Genomic DNA, 23,221 nt, shown 5'->3' on the forward strand with positions numbered 1-23,221 from the left:
TGTACATTTACTTTTCTGATGGGTAATTCAACTTTAAAATAGCTGCTAACAGAGCTGAATCGCAACTTTACTAAACTTCCAAAAGTTTGAAAAAATTAGAATGGAGGATGTTCCGTGCTTTCAAATAATTCCGGGTGTTTCTTTTCAGGATGCTTAAACACCTTGTAGTCCCTCAATGTGACAGTAGGCCAGCTGGTTTTAACTCTTCTCAGCCGCAGCTACTTCCCATTAGGGTCTTACCGCCCAGTAGAGTCTCTCGAAGAGGACTCTACGGCATTCGCAGGCACAATCTTTAATTGTGGCGTCAAACTTCATGGAAAATATTCAGTATCCCCTGATAGAGGCAGTACCGAAATTTCTGCAGCAAACCTAATAAGAGGATTCCTGATCTCCGTTGTGCTGCGTGTGGAATGACTTGGTAGATGTTAGGCTGTAACGGATCTTGCAACACGCCCGTCATTACTTCCCTGCGGGTATCTCTTGAAAAGGATCCGTGCATTTTAATGTGTCATAGAGTGGGGTTGAGCTAATAGACAAATTTTTTTTTTTATTGTTGTAACCTGCATCGGAGCCGGCGCGTCAAAGGGGCAAATGTTTAACAAAAGGTCAAAAAAATGGAAATCGAATTTATTGCAATTTTTATTCCGATCATAGCCATCATAGGTGTGGTAATTATGATCATTTACTTAAGAAGATATACCAATGTAGAACGTCTCGCAATGATTGAAAAGGGAATGTCTCCGGGAGACCTGCCTAAATCCAGGGCAAATACCAGCGGGCCGCTCAGGTTCTCCCTGCTGTTGATCGGGATAGGCCTGGGGTTCATTGTGGGGTATTTTATAGATGCCAATACCAACATGAATGAACTCAGCTATTTCTCCATGCTCTTCATATTTGGAGGTATAGGTCTGGGGTTATCGTACATCATTGAAGAGAAAAAGGCCCGTGAAGAGGGGCTGACTAGATAAATATCAGGTTTACCAACCAATTTGTGGCCATTGTCAGTATGATGATGGCCACAATGTTTAGCCAGATCCCCGCTTTCATCATATCCCGCATACGGATATGACCGCTTGCAAAAACGATAGCATTTGGAGGTGTGGAAATAGGCATCATAAAGGCACAGCTCGAAGCCAGTGTAGCCGGGATCACCAATATCAGAGGGTTGACATCCAAACCATTGGCTACACCAATTACCACGGGAATAAAAATAGCGACCAAAGCTACGTTACTCATTAACTCAGTCATGAGCAACACAATTGCTGTTACTACAAGAGTAAGTGCCAACAGGCTTGTGCCATGATAATCGCTTACTGCATTGCCAATAAGTTGGATAATCCCAACCTCCTCAAGGCTTTTGGCAAGGCACATACCCCCTCCGAACAGGATCAGTATCCCCAATGGGAGTTTTGTGGTATCTTCCCATTGCAGCAGTGAGCTCGATCGGCTAAAATTGACCGGAACGATGAACATAAGTGCCCCACCGGCCATAGCAATAGTGGTGTCTGAAAGAAGGTTACTTCCTATAATCTGGTTCATTTGCGATTTGAATATCCAGCCTATGGCAGTTATAGCAAATATGCCCATCACCAGCATTTCCTCCCTGGAAACAGCACCAAGTTGATGTAGCTTATTCATGATCACCTGCTCGGAACCTTCAATATTTTTCATCCGGTTAGGAAACAACACCCTGGTAAGCAGGAAATAACAAGTTAATAACAGCAAAAATCCCGTAGGTATGCCCATCAGCAGCCATTGGCTGAATTGCATTTCGTAGCCAAGCATTTGCCTCAGGTATCCTGCCATTACAATATTCGGAGGAGTACCTATCAGGGTTATTGTTCCACCAATATTGGCTGCATAAGCAATACTGAGCATGAGACTGAGTGCAAAATTTTTGTGAGCCTTATCAGGGTTGATGCCCTCCAGAAGAAGGCTGATCACAGAAGTAGCAACAGGCAGCATCATTACTGCAGTGGCTGTATTGCTTATCCACATGCTCAGCAAAGCCGTGGAAAGCATGAACCCAAGGATAATGCCGTTGCCACTGGTGCCGGTTATTTTGATGAGATTGAGTGCTATACGTAAATGCAGGTTGTGCTTTTCCAGCGCAATGGCTATCATAAAACCTCCCATAAAAAGGAAAATGATCGGGCTGGCATATGGAGCCGTGGCCTCGGCAATTTTAAAGATCTGGAGCAGCGGCAGCATGATCATAGGAAGAAGGGCGGTTACAGGGATAGGTACCGCTTCCGTTATCCACCAGGTGACCATCCAGGCCGTCAGGGCCAAAACACGCCAGATTTCAGGAGTAAGGTATTGAGAATCTTGAAAGTGTAAGACAATAATGAAAATAAGGGGGCCGAGAAGAATTAATAGCCAATTAAGCCTTTTCATTTTTTAGCAGGTTTAGAAGACATAATTAACTATAAAAATGGTTTTGCGCAAAAGGCGGATACTTTCCATAACCATGGAATGTACTTAAGTCATTGATATTGAAGCCAGAGAGTTGCCTGGCGCCTTGTTTTCTTTTAGGTAGGCAATGCCAGAAAAAACTGTATCAGCATAAAATAGCCGAGGGCAAGAAATATGGCATGTAACCATACCTTCCTATTAAAATATGCCGCAGTTGCAGCCAACATCACACCACCAGAGCGAATGACGTTCTGAATGAAGACATTCCCTATGTCATTGTAAACAAAGGAGCTGATAATGGTTAGTATAAAATATACTGCAAATAGTGAGAAGAGCCACCTGGTATTCTTATAGAAGTATTCTTTCAGGTCCACTTCTTCGTTCTTTTTAAAATCAGGAAAGAGGATAACACTGATCAGGTAGAAAAGGAAAATGGGGATCAGCGAATAAATGAAGAAGAATATGCTTTCGTTAATGGCAGCTGTTCTGGGCCATATACCCCACCAGTTCTGAATAAACATGATGAAGGCAAAAATAGTCCATAGAAGGTGCTGCCAATAAATACGGATATGGTTACGATTTTTGATAATAGAACCCCATCCCTGAAAATATTCTGCACCCACATAGCCAAAGATAATGGCACTGAATACCGTGAGATACTCCGTATGGGTGAACCCTTCGATAATATCGGGGACTTTTTCCTGCATAAGGAATAAATATACAAAAATTAATTAGAGCTGATAAGTTCCTTTGCACTTTCAAAAGCAACGCTTGAAGGTTTATCTCCTCCGATCATTTTAGCTATTTCCTCGACTCGTTCCTGCTCTTCTAATGCTTTGATCTTACTTTCTGCCTTTATTGATGAGCTGTCCTTATAAACGAAATAATGTTTGTCCCCTTTAGCAGCAACCTGAGGCAGATGGCTGATCGTAATAAGCTGATGGTTCTGTGCCATGCGCTTCATCATTGAACCCAGTTTCAGGGCGATTTCTCCGGAAACACCAGTATCTATTTCGTCGAAAATGATAGTTGGCAGAGATATCTTTTGAGCCAGTATGTACTTTACACAGAACATAAACCTTGAAAACTCACCGCCGGAAGCTACTTTGGAAAGCTCCTGAGGTGCTATACCTTTATTAGCACTGAAAAGAATGTTGATCAGGTCAATTCCTTTATCAGTCAGTTCACTTTTGGTGCTGGTGATCTTTACGGTGGCATCCGGTATGCCTACCTGGGCCAGAAGTTCGCCTAGATCTTTTTCAAGTTTGACGAATACGGCATTACGTTTCTGACTTAGCTCCAGTGCCTTTTTCTCCGCAGCGTCCTTTAACTTAGCCACTTCTGCCTCAGCCTTTTGTATCTCTGCATCCATACTGTTGAAGCGGTCAGTTTTGAGGGTAAGATCTTCCCGTATGCTGATCAATTCTTCGACAGAGCCTGCATGGTGCTTCTGCTGAAGCTGATAGATCATGCTGAGCCGCTCCTGAATCAACTGGGTTTGTTCGGGGTTGAACTCAACCTGTTCTTCCTCTTTTTCCAGCTCCCTGATGATATCCTGAAGCTCTATGAAGGAACTTTCCAGACGTTCAAAAAGTGATGAATAGCCTTTGCCATACTTGCTCAACTGACCAAGGAAAACCTTAGCCTGTTGTAAACTGTCAATGGCTGAGAATTCACTGTTGGAGAGGACATCCAGTGAGCCGTTGAGTTTTGTTTTTATTTCCTCAGCATGCTCCATTACTTCAAGGGATGCTTCAAGTTCTGCCTGTTCGTCAGCTTTCAGGTCAGCCTTTACCAGTTCATTAAGCAGGAAAGTATTGTAATCAGCTTCCTTGCTTATCTCCGCATTTTCGGCTTTGAGCTTCTCCAGGTGTTTCTGAGCTTTTTTATAAGCATCATAATCCTTTTTGTATGCATGCCTCAGGGAGGTAGTGCCGGCGAAGGCATCCACAAAAGCAAGTTGGTAATTTTGTTTGCCGAGGTTCAGCGTCTCATGTTGCGAATGCACATCCATCAGTCGGGTGCCAAGCCTTTTGAGTATATCTAATGTTACAGGCGTATCATTTATAAAAGCACGCGACTTACCGGTGGGGCTTATTTCTCTTCTGAAAATAGATACCTCTGCATAATCAAGTTCTTCTTCATCAAAAGCCTTTTGCAGATTGTAGTTTCTAACATCAAACTGACCTTCTATGATACATTTGCTTTCTTCATCAAACAGCGTTTTGGTGTCGGCGCGGTTACCGAGCAGTAATCCGACTGCTCCAAGCATAATAGACTTACCCGCACCCGTTTCTCCTGTGATGATATTCAGGTTAGCTGATGGAGTGATTTCCAGGTGTTGGATTAGCGCATAATTCTTGATTAGAAGATGTTTTAGCATCCTGATTTAATAATCTATGATGATTTCAGAAATTCCGTCCAGTGCTACAACCTGTTTGGTAAGTCTCATGTTTTTAACTTCCAGACTGTCGCCCTGCAGGTTGAGAAGTGTTACCATGAGAACACTCCCGTTACCAAGCACAATATTAGCTTTTTTACCCGAAATTTCCGGCCACTTTTGAGGTATGTTATGAGTGGAGATTCTTAACTGACGTTTAGCCACGATTACTTTATTATTTTTTCGTATTCACTTCTTTTTGAAGGGTCAATGGTAGAAAGAATGTCAAAAGCCTCTCTTCTTACCTGGATATTGCCTTCCGAAAATAAGTTGATCAGCTCATCTGATTTGGCATCCAGAAAACTAATAATAAGTATTGAACTGGGGTATATGTCCCTTATCTTTTTGATACTCTTCAATACCTCAAGTATTTGCTGTCGGCTCTTGTCCCTGTCTTGCTCATAAGTATCTAAGGCCAGCCTGTGATATTTATAAAGGCCTTTGCGGATATCCTGCATCTGCTGATTGGTGAGGTTTTCTATCAGCCAGTAACGGTTTCTGGTGTTTCCCAAAGCATTCCATCCCGGACGATTGGCCTGTTGTGCATTGTTTACCACGGTCAGGGCTCTCTGAAAGTAAGGAGAGCCGCCCATTTCACTGAACGAATCATAGTCCATGCCTAAGATCAGATAAGCATAAAATGCCAACATCGATGTCAGGTTTGAATTAAAAGTATTAAGGTTGAAATTCAGCGGCTGCGATTCCACATATTCAAACTGCCAGTCCCGATCTGCAAAGTTAACAAGTATGGATTCGTAGTTGGAGTTATAGACTGGTCGAGCAGATTGTACTTGTACGGTGGCCTCATAGTTTCCAATACTCTTTGGGTCTTGCAAGGTAATGATCAGGTTGCATTTAATCCTCTCGAAGCTTTCGAACTGGTCATCTGTCCATTTTTGATTGTTCAAAAACTGGGAGAAGGCATTTTCCATGTCTTCAAACACTCTTCGGTCAGATGACTGAACCTGGTCTGCATTAATCGTTACCCTGCAGTTGAGTTCCTGGGCCTTTGAGTGAAGAAGCGAGAAAACAAATAGTACGGTAAAGGTTAATTTACGCATGTATTACCTCTATAATTGTGTTAATAATGTCTTTAGCTACATCAGCTTTACTTTTTAACTCGAAATTGCGGACATTATTTTGTTTATCAATAATAGATATTTTGTTGGTGTCATGTCCAAATCCGGCACCTTTATCATTGAGCGAATTTAACACGATAAGGTCAAAGTTCTTCGACTTTATCTTGTTTTGGGCGTTGTCCAGCTCGTTTTCTGTTTCCAAAGCAAAACCTACAGTAAACTGCCCATTTTTTTTCAATTTTCCCAGTGAAGCTGCAATGTCTTGCGTCTTTACCAACTCCAATGTTAATGAGTTGGTTTTTTTCTTGATCTTTTGATCGGCGGTGTGTGCAGGTTTATAATCGGCAACCGCGGCGGAGAGCACAGCAATGTCTGTATCGGGGAAGTATCGCACGCATGTATCATACATTTCCTGTGCAGAAGTGACCTTAACTAATTCAATGTTTTCATGGTTAACAGATTGTTGAGAAGGACCACTAACCAATATAACCTGTGCGCCATTTAGTGCCATATGATGTGCCAGTGCATAACCCATTTTACCACTGGAATGGTTGCCAATAAACCTGACCGGGTCTATGGCTTCATAGGTTGGGCCGGCGGTTATCAGAACTTTTTTACCTGCCAGTGCTTTTTTTTTATTGAAGAATCTCTTTATCTCCTTCAAAATTTCCTCAGGCTCGGCCATACGTCCCTGACCTACCAGGCCACTGGCTAGTTCGCCATGTCCGGCATCTACTACTGTGTTGCCGTATCCTCGAAGGATTGAAAGGTTGCCCAGAGTAGAGGGGTGTGTATACATATCCAGGTCCATGGCAGGCGCTACATATACGGGGCATTTTGCAGAAAGATAAGTGGCCAGCAACAAATTGTCACACAGGCCATGAGCCATTTTTGCCAGCGTGTTTGCACTTGCCGGGGCTATTACCATCAAGTCGGCCCAAAGCCCCAGATCAACATGATTATTCCATTGACCGGTATCGTCTTTAATAAAACGGGAATAAACCGGATGTTTTGATAAGGTGGATAATGTAAGAGGAGTTATAAAGTCAGATGCAGAGGCAGTCATAATAACTTTTACCTCTGCACCTTCTTTGACTAGTAATCTTACCAGAAAAGCGGATTTATAAGCAGCAATGCTACCACATACTCCCAATATAATTTTTTTCCCCTGGAGCATGCCGAAGCAGATTAAAGTTGCAAGCCGCCTTCTTCCTCTTCTCTGCGTCTGAACAGAACTTTTCCTTCGGCGAACTCTTCGATAGCTACATTGGTCGCTTTTGGCATTCTTTCATAAAACTTAGAGATCTCTATCTGCTCTCTGTTTTCAAAAATCTCTTCAAGATTATCCACAGTAGACGCAAACTCGGCTAATTTGGAGTTTAACTCTTCTTTTACGTTTACTGCTATTTGCCTTGCTCTTTTTGAAATGATTGCTACACTTTCATACACATTTCCGGTTGGAGCCGAAAGTTTGTCCATATCTCTTGTAACAATAGATGCTTGAATAGCCATAGTTATATTTATTAAGTTATTTTATCTTTTAGCCAGCTCTGTTACTTTTTCCAGGCTGTCATTATATTTTTTTTCAGCGTCACGCAGATATTCACTACCCGGATACAGGTCGATAAACTCCAGATAATACTCGTTTGCCTGACGGTACCTCTCCAGTTGCTTGGAAAGTATACTTTTAGTTGCAAGATTGTATTGCGCCATGAATTTCAAAAATGCGATCTCCTCATTGTATTTCGAATCGGGGAAGTCATTTTTGAAAGTTTCAAAGGCTACAACTGCAGCTTTATGACGTTCTAATTTATAATATTGTTTTGCGTTTTCGTAACCTTTTCGCTCCAGTTTTTCCTGTATTTCATTAATTACTCTTGAGGCATCATCCCTGAACTTGCTTTCAGGATATTTATTCAGGAAATTCTGCATAGCCACCACAGCTTCAATGCTGCTGGTTTGATCCAGGTTGTAGGCCGGAGAGTTGGCATATAAAGAATAGGCATGCATAAACTGAGCCTCCTGGGCAAACTCACTTCTGGCGTATGTCTGATAAAACACTTTAAAATGATGCGAAGCCAGTAAATAGAATTGTTCGTGATATTGAGTATAAGCAAAATAGAACTGAACCTTCTCACCCTCCGGCAAACCTCTTACAATAGGTAAAATCTGCTCAAAAAGCGCTCCGGCCCTGTAATAGTCCTTGTTTTCATAGTAGTTCAAGGCCGCGTCGTACTTCACACGCCAGTCTTCACTTTTTTCTATTTTTCTGAACTTGCTGCAAGAGACCAGAGAAAAGATGAGAAAAGCAGCTAAAAAATGCTTAAAAAATACCCGTTTCAACATAAGGGTGCAAATATAGGTTAGTAATTGTTAATAAGCAATAAAATGACATTGCCCGAAAATCAGGGTATATAACGAAAGATTTTTACAGGTAGTTTTAATTAAGAGGTTTTATTTTCTGACGACAAGCTTTCTGGTCATCACCCCGTCATTGTCTATGTATAAGGTATAAAAATAAACGCCGGGGTTAAACTCTTCGGTGTTAATTTTAAGCTTGGTTTCCAAATATGCCAGTTCATGTTCGCCAATAATACTTCCAAGTACATTGTGTATGACAATTTTGGCATGGGTATCTTCATGAAGCAGGTTGTAATCAATGATGGCAAAATCTACTACAGGGTTTGGATAAACGTCGTTGATATGGACTTCATCAGAACTGAAAATTGCCTTTTTGTTATTCAGGTCTTCGACAGTGTACGTCACCTCATATTCTACGGCATCAGAAGGATTATCACGGTCATATATTAAATATTTTACGGTGCTGAAACCTGCTACCAGTCCTGTTTCAAGTACGGTTTTGAATTTCGAAGAGGTTTCGCCGGGTTCCAGCTTTTTGGAGAGGGGCATCTGGTTTGTTTCAGCAGCATAACATTCGCTGCCCCAGCAGAAGTAGCTCGACTGGCTGGTCCCGATCACCTGCTCCAGTCTTTTAACTATTATTTGGATAGGCCGGTTGGAGTTATTCTTTATTTTAATGGGAACTTTAATTACATCTCCGATACTGCCTTTCAATGTGCCAGACTGATCAATGACTTCAAAATTTTGTGCGTGCGCAAAGCACATCATCACAAAACTTAATATCATTGGTAGGAATATTTTCATATTAGCACATAATAATTTTTATAGCAATGCGTTGTAGCCGTGTAATTACTTAAGATACGTAAAAATATTTATAATAGATACGAAGTTTTACGTTTTTGGTAACCTTTTTTTGAATCTGGCAATTACTCATTATCGTTATTATCTGGTTTTAAAATTCCGGTTTCATCAAATGTTTGCCTTGGAGCTTTTTCAATCGTTTGTTGAGGTTTTTGTTGTGCCAGAATAGTACTTTCCAGCATTTCTTGTTTTACTGGCTTTTCTTCTTCACGCCAATTAAAATCTTTCAGTTTTTTCTGAGGCTCCCGGATTTCATGTGGAGGTATAAATGAGGCCTCAGGTTTAATATAGAATGAAATGTTATCTGCCTTGTTTTCCTTAAACTTGATCAACATATAGCTGCAGATTATTTTATTGAGCCCCACAAGGTATGATTCCGTTTCATCCAGTGCATAAAAAAGACTTTCCCCGTTTCCATTGACATCAACCTTCTGAATGTTGCCTTTGTTAAAATGAGCCACCATAGTGCGCCCTTTGATCTGGTTGAAGTTACTTATACTATCTTTGGATATGACGAAGGAATTAACCGACATATTTAACTTGTCAATGGAGTTGTTGGCAATCTCCACATTGATCGAGTCTGCTGTCATCTGATTTCCGGAAGACCATAACACGGGATCATTATAGAAATAGATAATAGAGTCTGCAGTTACATAAGCCAGGGAATCTGCACGGCCTTGCAGATCCGATTTGAAAATTTTCACATTGTTGTAAGCAAGCAATCTTTTTTTAGAAGGATCGTCGCTTTCGATGGCTACCAATGTATCTGCTGTCAGGTACATGGTATCCTGTTCCATTATTTTTTTCATGAGTGCCCGGCCAAAGACTTTGGCTATTCCTTTATCTTTTTGATAGAAACTTCGGTCCCCGGTTATTATTATATCCTGCTCTTTGGATATCATCTCCACATTACCTACTGCCCTGTAGTATTTTCTAAGATCGTCGAGGAACAGGTTGTCCCCCTCTAGGAAGTATGACCTCGTTTCGATTTGCCCGATGTTCAGGTCAGATTTTTTAATTTTGGTATCATACTGGCCTTCCTCGTAGTTAAAAACATTGCCCTCCACATCTGTTAACTCCGTTGGTGCCCGGAAGTACACAATGTTGGTTTTAGTGTTATACTGAAGTGTATCAGACATCAGGGTGTAATCAGGATTTTTGCCCACCACATCTGATTTAAATGATGCCATATTGGTATTGACCTGATAGTACCCTTTTTTACTGGTTAGTACATTGGTGCTGTCTACAAGCCTTCCTCCATTGTAATACCGTGCTTCCTGTTGGTTTCTGTAGTAATCAAGGAAATCGGTATATAGTGTAACCCGGCCCTTTTTTACAAATACTACATTTTCACGGAGTTTGGCTTCCTTTTTATCCCCCTCATAGATCAGCTTTTTTGCAGTGATCACCACCGAGTCGCCCTCAGTAATTTTTACATGGCCAAAAGCTTCCATGTAGTTTCTTTTGCTATAAAAATGCACGGAGTCGCTATATATAGTAGTCTCGTTTTGTTCGAAGATCACATCACCAACGAACCGGTCGAAGCGCTCACCTTCTTTATTGATACCACCAAATAGTTTATCGGCCTGCTTCATTTTTACCTTCTTTTGAGCAAAGCCTGTGCTTCCGGAAAGTATGGCCAATCCTATAACTAGTGCTATTTTAAGTGTTATTTTCATTTATTATATCCTGGTATTTTAGCAAACAGCCGGAATGCTTAATCATATAAAATTAATATGTTTGTCAGTAGGCATTCTTCAATTTGCATTAGCAGCCTCAAAATTAAATAAAAAAGCCCGTGCACCGATGGTTAAAGATTTTTTAGATTTCATCTCCACCAATAATTTATGCGATACAGGTGATAAAGTCCTTTTGACAGTAAGCGGTGGAGTGGATTCTATAGTTTTGGTTAGGCTATTCAAGGATGCTGGTTTTAATTTTGCCATTGCCCACTGCAACTTCCAACTTCGTGGGATCGAATCCGACAGTGATGAAGCCTTTGTGAGGGAACTGGCCCGGTTAAATAATGTGTCATGTTTTGTTCGATCTTTTGATACCAAAAATTATGCCGCAATGCATAGTGTTTCTACACAAATGGCTGCCCGCGATTTGCGCTATGCATGGTTTGCCGATTTGGTAGCAGAGCATGGTATCAAATATATCGCTACAGCACATCATTTGGACGATAGCCTTGAAACCGTATTATTTAACCTGACCAAAGGAACTGGTATTTCAGGCGTTCGGGGTATTCTGCCCAAGCAGAATAATCTGATCCGCCCTTTGCTGTTTGCCTCCAAAGATGATATTCTAAGTTACGCCAGAAATAACCGCTTACAATGGAGGGAAGACAGTAGTAACGAATCAACGAAATACAGCAGGAACCTGATCCGACATGAGGTAATACCTGTGCTGAAAAAGATAAACCCTTCATTAATATCTACTTTCATTCAAACCCGCCAGCGACTGGAGGATGCAGAGAAGGTGCTGATACAGAAAGTACATCAGGTGAGAAACGAGGGCTTGTCCTTTCAGGGTGAAGATGTATATGTGCCTAAGGAAGCCATAGGCGGGCAGCCTGCGACAGTTGTGGAGGAGCTTTTGAAACCGTATGGGTTTAACTGGCAGCAGGTACAGGAGGTGTTGGGCGGGCTGGACGGACTTGCGGGTAAAGTGTTCCTTTCGGCGAGTCACCAGCTTAATATAGACAGGTCCCACCTGATCATTAGTCCTCTGAAAGGGGAGGTTGGCGAGGAGTATATTGAATCCCATGATGAGTATGCCGGCAATAAAGTGATTAAATTGAGGTGTTATCGGTCAGATGATGTTAACCATTTGCTAAGGAAGAAAAATGAGGCCAGTTTGGATTTTGACAGGCTGAATTTCCCACTTAAACTGCGCAAATGGAAGATAGGAGATACCTTTTGCCCGTTAGGAATGAGAGGTAAAAAAAAGGTGAGTGATTTTATGATAGATGAGAAAATTCCTTTAAACTTGAAAGAACGAGTATGTGTTATTGAGTCGGCAGGGGAGGTGGTATGGGTAGTCGGGCACCGTGTAGATGACCGGTTCAAAGTTCGCCCGGACACAAAAAGGATATTCAATATGGTAATGTTGCAGAATGATTAATCCCTTCAAAAAAACTTTCACGGCCCAGGAGCATAACATGTTCGTATTTCTCGCAAAGATCAGGTTGTTCTCCAATCTGAATTATAAGCAGATGTCACTCTTCCTTCCTTTTATGCATGAGAGAAAATATGTGCAGGATGAGGTGGTTTTCTTTAGAAATGATCCAAGCCATGCACTTTATTTACTCAAGAAAGGGGAAGTCTCTCTTAATATAGACGTAAACGAAGACTTTGAAAGCCTCACCCGGGTACAGGCCGGTGTGGCATTAGGCGAAAGTTGCCTTTTAAAAGACGCGAAAAGGCTGCTCAATGCATTTGTGAGTTCGGAAACCGCTGAGTTCTATGTTATACCCCAGGACAACATCTTCGATATATTTGAAAACAATACCAAGGTTAAGGTGAAAATGCTGGAATCACTCGCCGAAATATATAACGAATACAACTCTAATCTCTTCAAGGCATACAAGTCTTCCTTGGGCTTCTTTAACCTGAGCCAGGTTTACCGGGGATGATTTTCCGTTTTCCGTTCATGGTTTTTTAGTTCATTATTTTGTCATTTCGGTATGGTTTCCATTTCTTAACCGTGAACTATGGACGCTCCGACTGTGAACAGTTTAAGAACAGTTTAATTTGTCACATTGATTAATTAAATTTGCCCACCGTGATAATTCAATTCATTTATACAAAATCATATAAAAAATTATGAAGATAACCGTAGTTGGGGCAGGTAATGTGGGCGCTACCTGTGCTGATGTACTAGCCTACAGAGAAATTGCCAATGAAGTAGTACTTGTAGATATTAAAGAAGGTGTTGCCGAAGGCAAAGCGCTGGATATCTGGCAGAAGGCACCTATCAACCTTTATGATACAAGGACTGTCGGATCAACAAATGACTATTCAAAAACAGCCGGTTCTGATGTGGTTGTGATTACCTCGGGTCTTCCGAGAAAACCTGGTATGACCCGTGATGACCTTATCGAAACCAATGCGGGTATTGTAAAGTCAGTGACTGATAATGTTGTCAAGCACTCTCCCGAGGCTATCATCATTGTGGTTTCTAACCCACTTGATGTAATGACTTACCAGGCTCACCTGAGCTCTAAACTGCCAAGAACAAAAGTAATGGGTATGGCCGGTATATTGGATACTGCCCGCTACAGAGCTTTCCTTGCTGAAGCATTAAATGTTTCTCCTAAAGATATTCAGGCAGTGCTGATGGGCGGTCATGGTGATACTATGGTTCCTCTTCCAAGATATACTACAGTAGGTGGTATCCCTGTAACAGAGCTTATCGAAAAAGATAAACTGGATGCGATCATCGAAAGAACCAAGACCGGTGGTGGTGAATTGGTAAAACTGATGGGAACTTCTGCATGGTATGCACCGGGTTCTGCTGCTGCTCAAATGGCTGAGGCTATTGTAAAAGATCAGAGAAGGGTATTCCCTGTGTGTGTGAAACTCGAAGGTGAGTATGGCATAGATAACTGCTACCTTGGTGTGCCTGTTATCCTGGGTAAAAATGGTATCGAAAAGATTATCGAACTGGATCTTAACGATGAAGAAAAGGCGCTTCTTAACACTTCCAGAGACCACGTAAAAGAGGTAATGGAGGTTTTGGATAAGCTTAATTCAAAATAATTAACAGCATATGGAGTGTGTAATTTCTCCATATGAAAACTTCGAAGGCCGCTTGGGGTAACTCTCAAGCGGCCTTTTTTACTACTTACTTTTATATTTGGTCTGATAAGGCTATATTAATAGACAGAATATGCCCAAATCAATGGCCGGATACTCCCAAACCCCTCTTGTAAAGAAGCTCGGTCTAAAAGAAGGGTACAAGTTGGTGCTGATCAATCAGCCTGATTATTACTTCAATCTTTTGGACGATTTACCAGATGTACAACTGGCAGATGAAAACGAGCAGGCCGATTTTCTCCACTTTTTTACGAAAGACATCGAAGAGCTAAAGGGTCGGCTCCCCGTATTGAAAAGCCGGATGAAGAAGAATGGAACCCTATGGATTTCGTGGCCCAAAAAAGCATCCAAGGTACCCACAACAGTTGATGAAAGTTTAGTGAGAGCCATCGGACTGGATACAGGTCTGGTAGATGTTAAAATATGTGCGGTGGATGAGGTATGGTCAGGGCTCAAGTTTATGTACCGAATAAAAGACAGATGAACAGAGTTTTGCTTTTAATTATGGTATTTGTTACAGCAGGCTGCAACCAATACCGGCCAACAGAGGCCAGGTTAGAAATCACTAAGGATAATTTTAAGAAAAACAATGACCCGGTACAAGGTAACTTTAAAGAGGTAGGGTTGAAAGAAAAAATGTCTGCCCTCAGTTTAGGCGGAGCACGTAACATCGGTGAGTTTTTTGACCACAGGTTGATTTTTTACAAAGTAGATTACCCTGCCATGTCTATCGGGCGTTCGAGTGTGGAGGAGCTTGTTTTTTACTTTATGGATTCGGCTTTGGTTAAGTTACGGTACAAAGTGAGAGGAGATGTCTCTGACTTTCTGTTGGATTCCCTTGGACTTTCACGGTTTAAACCTCTCGATGAGTACAGCATGCAGCAACTCGACAGTGGGAGTATTGTTCAGCGGTATGGCGGATATTATGAGCTTAACAAAAAACTTGAAAATTATGAACTCGTTTGGCGTGAAGGAAATACAGTGTCTCGTTTCAGGGTAAGTAACAGGGCAACGGATTCATTGATGACCTGCTTCTTTTACCACGAAATAGATGGTTACGACTCCAAAATCCGGGAAATGGAGCAGCTCTACAACGCTGTTGACCGGAATACTTACATCGATTAGTTGTCTGACAGGTTCGGTATTTCCAGGTTTACAGTAGTACCTTTTTTCTCAACCGAATTTAGTGCCACGTTACCCCGGAGCTTGTCAACTGTCTCCTTAACAATATAAAGCCCTAAACCCGACCCGGCATTGTCATCCGTGGCACGATAAAACATTTTGAAAACATTTTTCAGGTGGTCTTTGGGTATGCCTCGGCCATTGTCATTAATATTGATCCTTGCCGTTACATTATCCACAGCAATATCTATTTTAATGTAGGGGTCAGTGTGGTTACTGTATCTGATGGCGTTGGAAATAAGATTGTTGAAGATGACTTTTAGCCGTTTTTTATCAGAGCTGAAAGGCACGTCCTGCCTGATGTCAATATCCTTTAGTATTTGCTTTTCTCCCGAGCTGTATTTTAGTTGATCAAAAATTTCATTGATCATTTCTTCAAACTCAATTCTTTCACTATCTACTTCAAGCCTTGCGTTTCTCGAGAGGTCAAGTATATCTTTAATAAATGTGTCCTGACGTTCGGCACTTTCGGCCACCATGGCGAGGTATTTTTTCATCATGGTGATATCTTCTTCCTTTTTCGCCAAGTTGACCAGCCCGAGTACGGAAGCAATAGGTGCGCGTAAATCGTGGGAAACACTGTAGACAAAATTGTCGAGTTCAATATTGGCCTTGCGTAACTTGCTGTTTGAAATCCTTGTTTTTTCCTCAATTTTTTTACGCATCTGGATCTCGTCATGCAGCTCCTGGGTACGCTCTTTTACCTTTGTTTCCAGTTGTTCGTTGAACTTCTCTATGGCCTTTTGGGCAACGGTTCTTTCGTTCACCGTAGCATAAAGAATGATAGTGGAGATACTGATTACCCCTATAAACACCTGAAGGATCAATCTGGAATTGGCTTCTGTGTTCAGCACAAAAGGCCCTTCGTTGTGAAGGGTGAAATATATGGCCAGAAGGGAGGCTATCAATATACCGGTCATGGTGGTTTGGAGGTTAAACCTGAAACCTAACCAAAGCAAGAAAGGCATAATTAAAAACGGAACGGACTTTTCTATGGTTGATGAGATAGTGTCTAATTGAAGGCACATAACTATCAGGGCCAGGGCACCAATGAAAATTATACCCTCAACAATACGCTGCCAGTTGATCTCTATCTTAAAATTGGCAGTCCATGAAATTACAAATGGGGTGATAATCAGTACACTGACCACATTGCTTAGCCACAGGCTGGAGAATGTAGAGATGGTTGCTTCTGAGGTAATAATATGGTTAGACCACATGCTAAGCATGGATATTCCTGAACCCAATGTACACATGAGCAACGCGACTAAAAGGAAGATAAATACATGTGTCGTTTTTAAAAAAGGGTTGCGGACCCTGATCAGCTTTCGGATAAGGAAATGGCCAAAAAGTGCTTCCAGGGTATTTCCTATAGCTATAATGACCATCGCCATAACCACAGAAAATGAAAAAGTAATACCGAGATGGAGAAACACCATAGCAACGGCAATAAGCGACCCTATCGTTATTGCAGGCCAGGTTCGGTGCTTAAGAATGATAAGCAGCGCTAAGGCCAGGCCTGCCGGAGGCCATAGGGGAATGGTTTTGGTCTCACCAAAGGATAGCCACAAACCAAACTGGGCAGATGCGTAATAAAGAACTGAAACAACGACAATCTTTAGGTCATTGCTTTTTTTCAGCGTGGCAAAAGGTTTTAATGAAATGGCATTCATGGTAGTGTTATTTGCCAAAGCTATAGTACAACAACTGGTAAATATAGTAATAATTTTGTACTATTCAAGTAAACAGCGTATTACTCACCTGTCTCTACCATATATAGCCACCTGATGGAGGGGGGTAATCACCCAGCATTCTCCTCAGAGTCATGACCTGCCCCAGGTGGTAGGAAAGGTGGGAGGCCATAGAGATGATTACATCATAACCGCTGTCATAATTGGGCGGATGTTTCAGGTCTGCGCCGCCTTCAAGTAACTGCCTGGCCTCTTCGATTCCGTCAAGCAGGGCCTGGATGGCTGCCCATAGCTCATCCTCATCCGCAGGCGATTTGTCACATGGCCATCCGTCTTCTAGCAGGGGTACATCTGTCAGCTTTTGACCTTTGAGGTGTGCAATAAAGCGTACCTGCCAAAAGTTTATGTGTCCGATGAGCTGCCATATGGTATAAGGAGCACCTGGCAAAGAGGCTCCGGCCATTTTTGCTGTCAGGCCTTCCAGCACAGCTTTGGCCGGGAGGTGACTGTTATAGCCATCAAGCGCATGGATCAGGGTTTTGTTGATAATCTCTTTCATTGTGGATCGGATTTAGTTCCCCTATGTTGAAGTCATAAAAAGTGGCAGCAATGCCTTATCCTGTCGCAGGTTGCTTTAATGAGTCTTTATCAGGTGATGAACATCTCATTTCCATTACTTCATAATGCTGTACAAAAGGCTCCATTTCCAGCAGATTAGTCGGCGTCTTCCGGGTAGTACCTTGCCTTTTCATATTGTTCTCCGGCAAAGGCTCTGATAGAGTCCGTTGTATCCCAAAAGGTTATCAATAAGAAGTGGGTGATGTCGCCTTCAATCCTCTGCAATACCTGCAGGCCCAGGTTGCCCTTTGTACCGGAGTAGTCATGTAGACCGGTACGTTGAAGGTAGTTGAGATAATTGTCCTTTTTAGTGGTGGGCACTATGCCGTGCCATGTTCTGGTTATCATGGTGTTACTGGTAAAGTTCGTTTTGATGGTATAAAATTAGAAAATTTAATATTACTATCAAAAGCTGTTTAGGCGGTGATAAATATTTCTTCCCAATAGTAGCTATCTTTGTTGTGATGACACAAGAACGAAGCGTCGACAATATCAGCCTGCATGGTGGCTGGCTTTGCCTGGATTTTATCAATACCGTGCATGAATGGACTGTTGCTGACCCTGAAGATTACTTAGGCACCTATGAGGATGTATTGAGATGGTGCAGTAAACTGGGTGCTTTACCGTCGGAGGATATAAACCAGTTAAGGGAAGCGTACCTTCGATACAATGATAAAGAGTATAAGCTTCTAAGGCCTTTCATAGAGGGACGGGAGGTTTTATATAAGCTCTTTATATCTATCATCCGTCAGCAGCAGGTTATGGGAGACATGCAGGATAAATTTAATAAGCTGCTATCTGAGGCGTTGTCAAAATTAAGTGTTGATGTCGGTGCAGGCGAGGAGCCTTCCTATTACTGGGAAGGTAAGGAGTTGAAAAAACCTTTATATCCGGTTATCAAGTCAGCCTATGATCTGTTAATGTCAGGGAAGCTAAACCGCGTAAAGGAGTGTGGAGCCTGTGGGTGGGTATTTCTTGATAAAAGTAAGAACAACAGCAGGCGCTGGTGCGATATGCAGGCCTGTGGCAGTGCAGTAAAAGCCAAAAGATATTACAGAAAGAAAAAGCAGGAAGAGCAGAATTAGAGGGCTGGCAGAATTTTAGGGAGACCTTTAGTTTTTCACCTCTGTGCTTGACAGGCAGCATTTACTGGCAAGCTACAAAACATGGTTTGCTGAATTATCATCTTGCAAGCTTTATTTTCCTATGTGTTTCAGATGGACCTGGGATTGGTTATAGTTCAATAATGAAAGAGGTGCCCTGGCCGGGCACGGATTCTACCTGCAAAGTGCCGTTATGCAGCCTCACGATTTGTTTGGATAAAGCCAGGCCTATTCCTGATCCCCCTTTTTTGGTTGTGAAGAAAGGCACAAAAACCTGATCAATCTTATCTTCGTCAATACCCGGCCCATTATCGGCTATCGTTATCTTAACTTTGTCACGGCCATCGATGGCAATCTGTATTCGTGGATTTTCAGATTCCTCCAAAGCTTCCAGGGCGTTTTTTAAGATGTTGATGAGTACTTGGTCCAGCAGGTCAGTGTCGGCGATTATCTTGATGTCTTCTTTCGTATAGGTTATTTGAAAATCAATGTTTCTGAGGTCAGGTTTAAGAAGTGTTTCAATCCTTTCCAGCATATCCTTAACACGTACTTCTTTAAAGTGTGGGGGAGGTATTCTGGTAAGGTTCCTGTATGCTTCGGTAAATGACTGGAGACCGGCACTCCGGCTTTTTACAGCATCCAAACCTGTCAGTACTTTTTGAATAGTATCCTGGTCAAGTGACCCGTTTCTGTTTTCTTTCTCAATAATCTCGTATAGGGTGCTGCTTAAAGAAGAAATAGGTGTAACGGAATTCATAATTTCATGCGTCAGCACCCTGATTAGTTTTTGCCATGCATCCATTTCGTTGGCATCGAGCTCATTTTTTATATTCTGAAAAGATACCAGTTTAAAGTATTGTCCGTGGAGCTTAAATTCAGAAGCATGGAGGCTCAACTGCAGCAACTGGTTGGCTATTTTAATTTTAACCAGCTTGTTTTCCCGGGGTTTTATATGGCGTATGGCCTTAAGCAGTTTCTTGTCTGTTCCCTCAAGTCCTTTGAGGTAGAGCAATTGTGGCTTGTGGAGGAGGCTTTTAAGTGCGCCATTCATCAGATGTATCTTCTCCTGTTCATCATAGCTCAGTATACCTACCCGGACATGATCGACGAGTGATTCAAGGTAAATATGCTGCACTTCTTTTTCAGAGCTTATAGTTTTAAACTTTTGCGTGATCTGATTGAAAGCCGAATGTAACTCGTTGAATGACTTTCCTTTGGCGGTTTCTGAGAAAGTAGTGGTAAAATCGTTTTGAAGCAGGGCGAGTAAAAATGCAGCAAAATCCCTGTTGGTACGGTCTACATACCAAATGAATTCAACGATAGCTATTATCAGGAATATTGCAAAATATGTGCTCCTGAGATAGTTTTTGCTGACAAGGAAGAAGTAGATCAGCATAGCCAGTAGCGCCGTAATAAGCAGTACCCTGAAAATGACATTGTATCTGAAACTTTTTCTCATAGCTCTTGCCGGTTTGCCAATTTATATTCCATATTTTTCCATTCTTCTATACATGGCACCCCGAGAGAGCCCCAGTTCTTTGGCAGCATGGCTGATGTTGCCATTGTACTTTTTGATCGCGTTTTTGATTGCCCAGGCCTCAAGATTTTCCAGATTATAGTTTTCAAACAACTGTTCCTCCTTTTGGACATCTCCGGGAAGGGAAAAGTCCCGGCTTTGCAGTTCGTTGCCATCGCTCATGATCACTGCCCGCTCTATGGCATGTTGCAGTTCCCGGATGTTGCCTGGCCAGTTATACTTCTGCAGTCTTTTGATGACACCTTCCGGCATATAGAGCTTTTGCTTGTTATACTTTTTGCAATATATTTCTAAAAAGTATTTGGTAAGTAATGGAATGTCTTCGGTTCGTTTCCTTAAAGGTGGGATTGTACATTCAACAGTATTGATGCGGTAAAGCAAGTCCTCTCTGAAAGTACCCTCGTTGACCATATTATGCAGGTTGCTGTTGGTAGCGCAAATCACCCTTACATCAACTTCTATAGGGTGGTTTGTGCCGACTTTTATGATCTTTCTGCTTTGTAGCACAGTGAGTAGTTTGGCCTGTAGTGCCGGTGAAAGATTGCCGATTTCATCCAGAAACAAGGTTCCCCCAGATGCTGCTTCGAATCGTCCTGTCCGGTCTTCTTTGGCATCGGTAAAGGCACCTTTTTTATGGCCAAAAAGTTCGCTTTCAAAAAGGTTCTCAGAAATAGAACCCAGGTCAACGCTGATAAACACCTGGTCTGCCCTGTTAGACTGGCGGTGGATGGCCCTTGCGGCTACCTCTTTTCCAGTACCATTCTCACCAAGAATAAGAACGTCTGCATCGGTTTTTGCCACCTTGTTAATAATAGTGAATACCTCTCTTATAGCTTTGGAATTGCCGATAATGTCACCAGCCTGATGATCAGCCGAAGAGGAAAGTATCTCCTGCTGCGACTTGAGATGGCGCACCTGCTTTTGCTGTTCAGATAGCTTTAAAGCAGTTTGTACAGTAGCCAAAAGCCGTTCGTTTTGCCAGGGTTTAACAATAAAGTCCACGGCACCTTCCTTCATTGCCTCCACAGCCAGATTGACTTCGCCGTATGCTGTCATGAGTAGTACGCTGGTTTCCGGTGCTATCTCAAGGATTTCTTTCAGCCATTTCAAACCTTCTTTTCCGGAGGTCTCGCCCTGCTTAAAATTCATATCCAGCAGTACCACATCATAGGTTTGCTTGCGTAGTTCATCAGGTATGTTATTCGGAATACCTAAGGTATTTACCTCCGAGAAATATTGCTCCAGGAACATTTTCGCCGTCAGCAAAATGATCTCATCATCATCAACAATTAATATGCGCCCTTGTTGTTTCGTCATAATTTTTAGTTCCTTATTTTCTTTACCAGTACCTTAAAGCCAGAATTTCCCTGCGCGCTTTACTAAGCCTTTAAGGACTAGTAAAGCTGACCATTCACAACCTCCAGACCTAACCATCAGGCGATAAACCGCTCCCAATAGCCATCCAACTCTAGCCACACAGCTGTTCACTTCTCTCGATCTTCGTGCGGTACTCCTGAACATTCAAGCTTTACCAAACTTTCGCCCCATCTGCCTTCTCTCCATTCATCAATCGTGCTTCTGAGCATCCAGCTTTACCAAATTCTCAGAAGTTTAGTAAAGCACCCCTAGATTTTAAATATCAGAATTTTCCTGCGCGCTTTACTAGTCCTTAAAGGGCTAGTAAAGCTTACCGTTCTTAACCACTAGCCCTAACCATTCGGAGAAGACCGCTCCCCAGTAGCCATCCAGCTTTAGCCACACCTGCTCACCCTCTCGATCTTCAACCCCCGAACATTCAAGCTTTACTAAACTTTCGCCCCATCTGCCTTCTCTCCATTTATCGATCGTGCTTCTGAGCATCCAGCTTTACCAATCTCTCAGAAGTTTAGTAAAGCACCCCGGATTTTAACTAACAGAACTTCCTTGCGCGCTTTACTAGTCCTTTAAGGACTAGTAAAGCTTGCCGTTCCCAACCTCCAGACCTAACCATTAGGAGAAAACTGCTCACAATAACCATCCTATATCACATTAATCTACCATCAAATCCTTTATCTCTCCATAATCAAGTTGTACCTCATGGAATTTAGAGAATTCTTCTTTACCTCCAAACCAATCAATTGCCTCATCCTTAGACAGTAAAGACGGCCGGTCAGAGGTTATTGCCTTAAATGAGGAGTATTTCCAAACATTATAATCAGATACAAAGTGGTGATGGATTGGGTTGTTATGTATATAGTGAACGATTTTTGAAAAATAGTCATCAGAATTGACCTGAATCCTTTTAAAACGTTTTTCGAAAAGGCTTCCGTGCCGGTTTTGTTGCTTGTTATATGAAAGCGCATAACTGCTAAACAGCTTTTTAAACTGACTTTCAAGTACTAAATTAATATCAACCTCAGTTTCGTTTCCAGATCCCTGAGGATTAACTTTTACAAAAAAATGGAAGTGGTTTGGCATCAGGCAATATGCCAGTGTCTGAGTAAAAGGAGCTATATATTGTCCCCATTTCCGAAGAAAATATTTATAGTTATCATCACTCACAAATATGTTCTCTCCGTTATTACCTCTGTTATAGATGTGATAGTATTTTTCCTCCTCAAACTTTGAGTGATAATCTCTCATTTTTATTTTTTTTAATCATTAGGTGAATAGGGATTTCAGTTTCTATTTGATGTTTTAGGCTCTTAAATTATCAATCAATGTTTCTTAACATCCAGCTTTACCAATCTCTCAGAAGTTTAGTTAAAGCACCTCCGGGTTTTATATATCAGAACTTCCTTGTGCGCTTTAATAAGCCTCCAAGGATTAGTAAAGTTGACCATTCACAACCTCCAACCTTACCATCAGGCGATAAACCGCTCCCAGTAACCATCCAGCTCTAGCCACGCAGCTGTTCACTTCTCTCGATCTTCGTGCGGTACTCCTGAACATTCAAGCTTTACCAAACTTTCGCTCCCATCTGCCTTCTCTCCATTTATCAACCGTGCTTCTGAGCATCCAGCTTTGCCAATCTCTCAGAAGTTTAGTAAAGCAGCCTTGGATTTTAACTGTCAGAGCTTCCCTGCGCGCTTTACTAAGCCTTTAAGGACTAATAAAGCTTACCGTTCTTAACCA

At 42.0% G+C, this 23,221-nt stretch carries 24 protein-coding genes; 7 read left to right on the forward strand and 17 right to left on the reverse strand.

Going from position 1 to position 23,221, the window contains the following annotated elements; translation table 11 throughout:
• Nucleotides 1-614 precede the first annotated feature (614 nt).
• Entirely contained in the window at nucleotides 615-968 is a 354-nt protein-coding gene (locus tag LVD17_RS13915) for a DUF6249 domain-containing protein (RefSeq protein WP_233767670.1), read from the forward strand.
• Here LVD17_RS13915 and LVD17_RS13920 read toward each other — a convergent pair.
• The 10 genes from LVD17_RS13920 to LVD17_RS13965 form a co-directional block, all read right to left on the reverse strand.
• Nucleotides 961-2,397, reverse strand: coding sequence for an SLC13 family permease (locus LVD17_RS13920; protein ID WP_233767672.1), 1,437 nt, complete (start codon nucleotides 2,395-2,397; stop codon nucleotides 961-963). The genes LVD17_RS13915 and LVD17_RS13920 overlap by 8 nt on opposite strands.
• 134 nt (nucleotides 2,398-2,531) lie before the next feature.
• Entirely contained in the window at nucleotides 2,532-3,122 is a 591-nt protein-coding gene (locus tag LVD17_RS13925) for a hypothetical protein (protein WP_233767674.1), read from the reverse strand.
• Between the two features lie 20 nt (nucleotides 3,123-3,142).
• The gene (gene recN, locus LVD17_RS13930) at nucleotides 3,143-4,798 is read right to left on the reverse strand and encodes a DNA repair protein RecN (RefSeq protein ID WP_233767676.1); all 1,656 of its coding nucleotides are present in this window, start codon (nucleotides 4,796-4,798) and stop codon (nucleotides 3,143-3,145) included.
• A gap of 6 nt (nucleotides 4,799-4,804) precedes the next feature.
• Complete coding sequence (locus LVD17_RS13935) at nucleotides 4,805-5,020, reverse strand: hypothetical protein (RefSeq protein WP_233767677.1); 216 nt, start codon at nucleotides 5,018-5,020, stop codon at nucleotides 4,805-4,807.
• A gap of 2 nt (nucleotides 5,021-5,022) precedes the next feature.
• A complete protein-coding gene (porD, locus tag LVD17_RS13940) occupies nucleotides 5,023-5,916 on the reverse strand; it encodes a type IX secretion system protein PorD (RefSeq protein ID WP_233767679.1) in 894 nt (297 codons plus the stop codon).
• Nucleotides 5,909-7,111 carry a bifunctional phosphopantothenoylcysteine decarboxylase/phosphopantothenate--cysteine ligase CoaBC gene (gene coaBC / locus LVD17_RS13945; protein ID WP_233767680.1) on the reverse strand — a complete coding sequence of 401 codons (1,203 nt, stop codon included), beginning with the start codon at nucleotides 7,109-7,111 and terminating at the stop codon, nucleotides 5,909-5,911. Before coaBC ends, porD begins: the two co-directional genes overlap by 8 nt.
• An 11-nt stretch (nucleotides 7,112-7,122) precedes the next feature.
• Nucleotides 7,123-7,446 carry a DNA-directed RNA polymerase subunit omega gene (locus tag LVD17_RS13950; RefSeq protein WP_233767682.1) on the reverse strand — a complete coding sequence of 108 codons (324 nt, stop codon included), beginning with the start codon at nucleotides 7,444-7,446 and terminating at the stop codon, nucleotides 7,123-7,125.
• Between the two features lie 21 nt (nucleotides 7,447-7,467).
• Nucleotides 7,468-8,280, reverse strand: coding sequence for an outer membrane protein assembly factor BamD (locus LVD17_RS13955; RefSeq protein ID WP_233767684.1), 813 nt, complete (start codon nucleotides 8,278-8,280; stop codon nucleotides 7,468-7,470).
• A gap of 108 nt (nucleotides 8,281-8,388) precedes the next feature.
• Nucleotides 8,389-9,099, reverse strand: a complete 711-nt coding sequence (locus LVD17_RS13960; RefSeq protein WP_233767685.1) for a T9SS type A sorting domain-containing protein — start codon at nucleotides 9,097-9,099, stop codon at nucleotides 8,389-8,391.
• A 122-nt stretch (nucleotides 9,100-9,221) separates the two neighbouring features.
• Nucleotides 9,222-10,835: an OstA-like protein gene (locus tag LVD17_RS13965; RefSeq protein WP_233767687.1), complete on the reverse strand. Its 1,614-nt coding sequence runs from the start codon at nucleotides 10,833-10,835 to the stop codon at nucleotides 9,222-9,224.
• Between the two features lie 61 nt (nucleotides 10,836-10,896).
• Between LVD17_RS13965 and tilS the strand changes: the two genes are divergently transcribed.
• From tilS to LVD17_RS13990, 5 genes are all read left to right on the forward strand, one after another.
• Nucleotides 10,897-12,282 (forward strand): tRNA lysidine(34) synthetase TilS, encoded by a 1,386-nt coding sequence (tilS, locus tag LVD17_RS13970; protein ID WP_233767689.1) that lies wholly within the window; start codon nucleotides 10,897-10,899, stop codon nucleotides 12,280-12,282.
• On the forward strand, nucleotides 12,275-12,793 hold the full coding sequence (locus tag LVD17_RS13975; protein ID WP_233767691.1) for a Crp/Fnr family transcriptional regulator: 519 nt from the start codon (nucleotides 12,275-12,277) through the stop codon (nucleotides 12,791-12,793). The genes tilS and LVD17_RS13975 overlap by 8 nt, the downstream gene beginning before the upstream one ends.
• Before the next feature lie 187 nt (nucleotides 12,794-12,980).
• On the forward strand, nucleotides 12,981-13,919 hold the full coding sequence (gene mdh, locus LVD17_RS13980) for a malate dehydrogenase (RefSeq protein WP_233767962.1): 939 nt from the start codon (nucleotides 12,981-12,983) through the stop codon (nucleotides 13,917-13,919).
• A gap of 130 nt (nucleotides 13,920-14,049) precedes the next feature.
• Nucleotides 14,050-14,460, forward strand: coding sequence for a DUF3052 domain-containing protein (locus LVD17_RS13985; protein WP_233767693.1), 411 nt, complete (start codon nucleotides 14,050-14,052; stop codon nucleotides 14,458-14,460).
• On the forward strand, nucleotides 14,457-15,101 hold the full coding sequence (locus tag LVD17_RS13990) for a hypothetical protein (protein WP_233767694.1): 645 nt from the start codon (nucleotides 14,457-14,459) through the stop codon (nucleotides 15,099-15,101). Before LVD17_RS13985 ends, LVD17_RS13990 begins: the two co-directional genes overlap by 4 nt.
• Here LVD17_RS13990 and LVD17_RS13995 read toward each other — a convergent pair.
• The 3 genes from LVD17_RS13995 to LVD17_RS14005 all read right to left on the reverse strand — a co-directional run bounded on the left by LVD17_RS13995 (nucleotide 15,098) and on the right by LVD17_RS14005 (nucleotide 17,815).
• The gene (locus LVD17_RS13995) at nucleotides 15,098-16,849 is read right to left on the reverse strand and encodes an MASE1 domain-containing protein (RefSeq protein ID WP_233767695.1); all 1,752 of its coding nucleotides are present in this window, start codon (nucleotides 16,847-16,849) and stop codon (nucleotides 15,098-15,100) included. The genes LVD17_RS13990 and LVD17_RS13995 overlap by 4 nt on opposite strands.
• Before the next feature lie 76 nt (nucleotides 16,850-16,925).
• Entirely contained in the window at nucleotides 16,926-17,408 is a 483-nt protein-coding gene (locus LVD17_RS14000; RefSeq protein ID WP_233767697.1) for a DinB family protein, read from the reverse strand.
• Between the two features lie 155 nt (nucleotides 17,409-17,563).
• Nucleotides 17,564-17,815: a hypothetical protein gene (locus tag LVD17_RS14005; RefSeq protein WP_233767699.1), complete on the reverse strand. Its 252-nt coding sequence runs from the start codon at nucleotides 17,813-17,815 to the stop codon at nucleotides 17,564-17,566.
• A 116-nt stretch (nucleotides 17,816-17,931) separates the two neighbouring features.
• On the opposite strand from LVD17_RS14005, the gene LVD17_RS14010 reads away from it, so the two are divergent.
• Nucleotides 17,932-18,552, forward strand: coding sequence for a CGNR zinc finger domain-containing protein (locus LVD17_RS14010; protein WP_233767701.1), 621 nt, complete (start codon nucleotides 17,932-17,934; stop codon nucleotides 18,550-18,552).
• Between the two features lie 148 nt (nucleotides 18,553-18,700).
• On the opposite strand, the gene LVD17_RS14015 is transcribed toward LVD17_RS14010, so the two are convergent.
• The 4 genes from LVD17_RS14015 to LVD17_RS14030 form a co-directional block, all read right to left on the reverse strand.
• Nucleotides 18,701-20,029: a sensor histidine kinase gene (locus LVD17_RS14015; protein WP_233767702.1), complete on the reverse strand. Its 1,329-nt coding sequence runs from the start codon at nucleotides 20,027-20,029 to the stop codon at nucleotides 18,701-18,703.
• A 21-nt stretch (nucleotides 20,030-20,050) separates the two neighbouring features.
• Nucleotides 20,051-21,424, reverse strand: coding sequence for a sigma-54-dependent transcriptional regulator (locus LVD17_RS14020; RefSeq protein ID WP_233767703.1), 1,374 nt, complete (start codon nucleotides 21,422-21,424; stop codon nucleotides 20,051-20,053).
• 360 nt (nucleotides 21,425-21,784) lie between these two features.
• Nucleotides 21,785-21,967 carry a hypothetical protein gene (locus tag LVD17_RS14025; RefSeq protein ID WP_233767705.1) on the reverse strand — a complete coding sequence of 61 codons (183 nt, stop codon included), beginning with the start codon at nucleotides 21,965-21,967 and terminating at the stop codon, nucleotides 21,785-21,787.
• Between the two features lie 168 nt (nucleotides 21,968-22,135).
• Entirely contained in the window at nucleotides 22,136-22,729 is a 594-nt protein-coding gene (locus LVD17_RS14030) for a transposase (protein ID WP_233767706.1), read from the reverse strand.
• Between the last annotated feature and the right edge of the window lie 492 nt (nucleotides 22,730-23,221).

The organism is Fulvivirga ulvae, assembly GCF_021389975.1.
Classification (GTDB): Bacteria; Bacteroidota; Bacteroidia; order Cytophagales; family Cyclobacteriaceae; genus Fulvivirga; species Fulvivirga ulvae.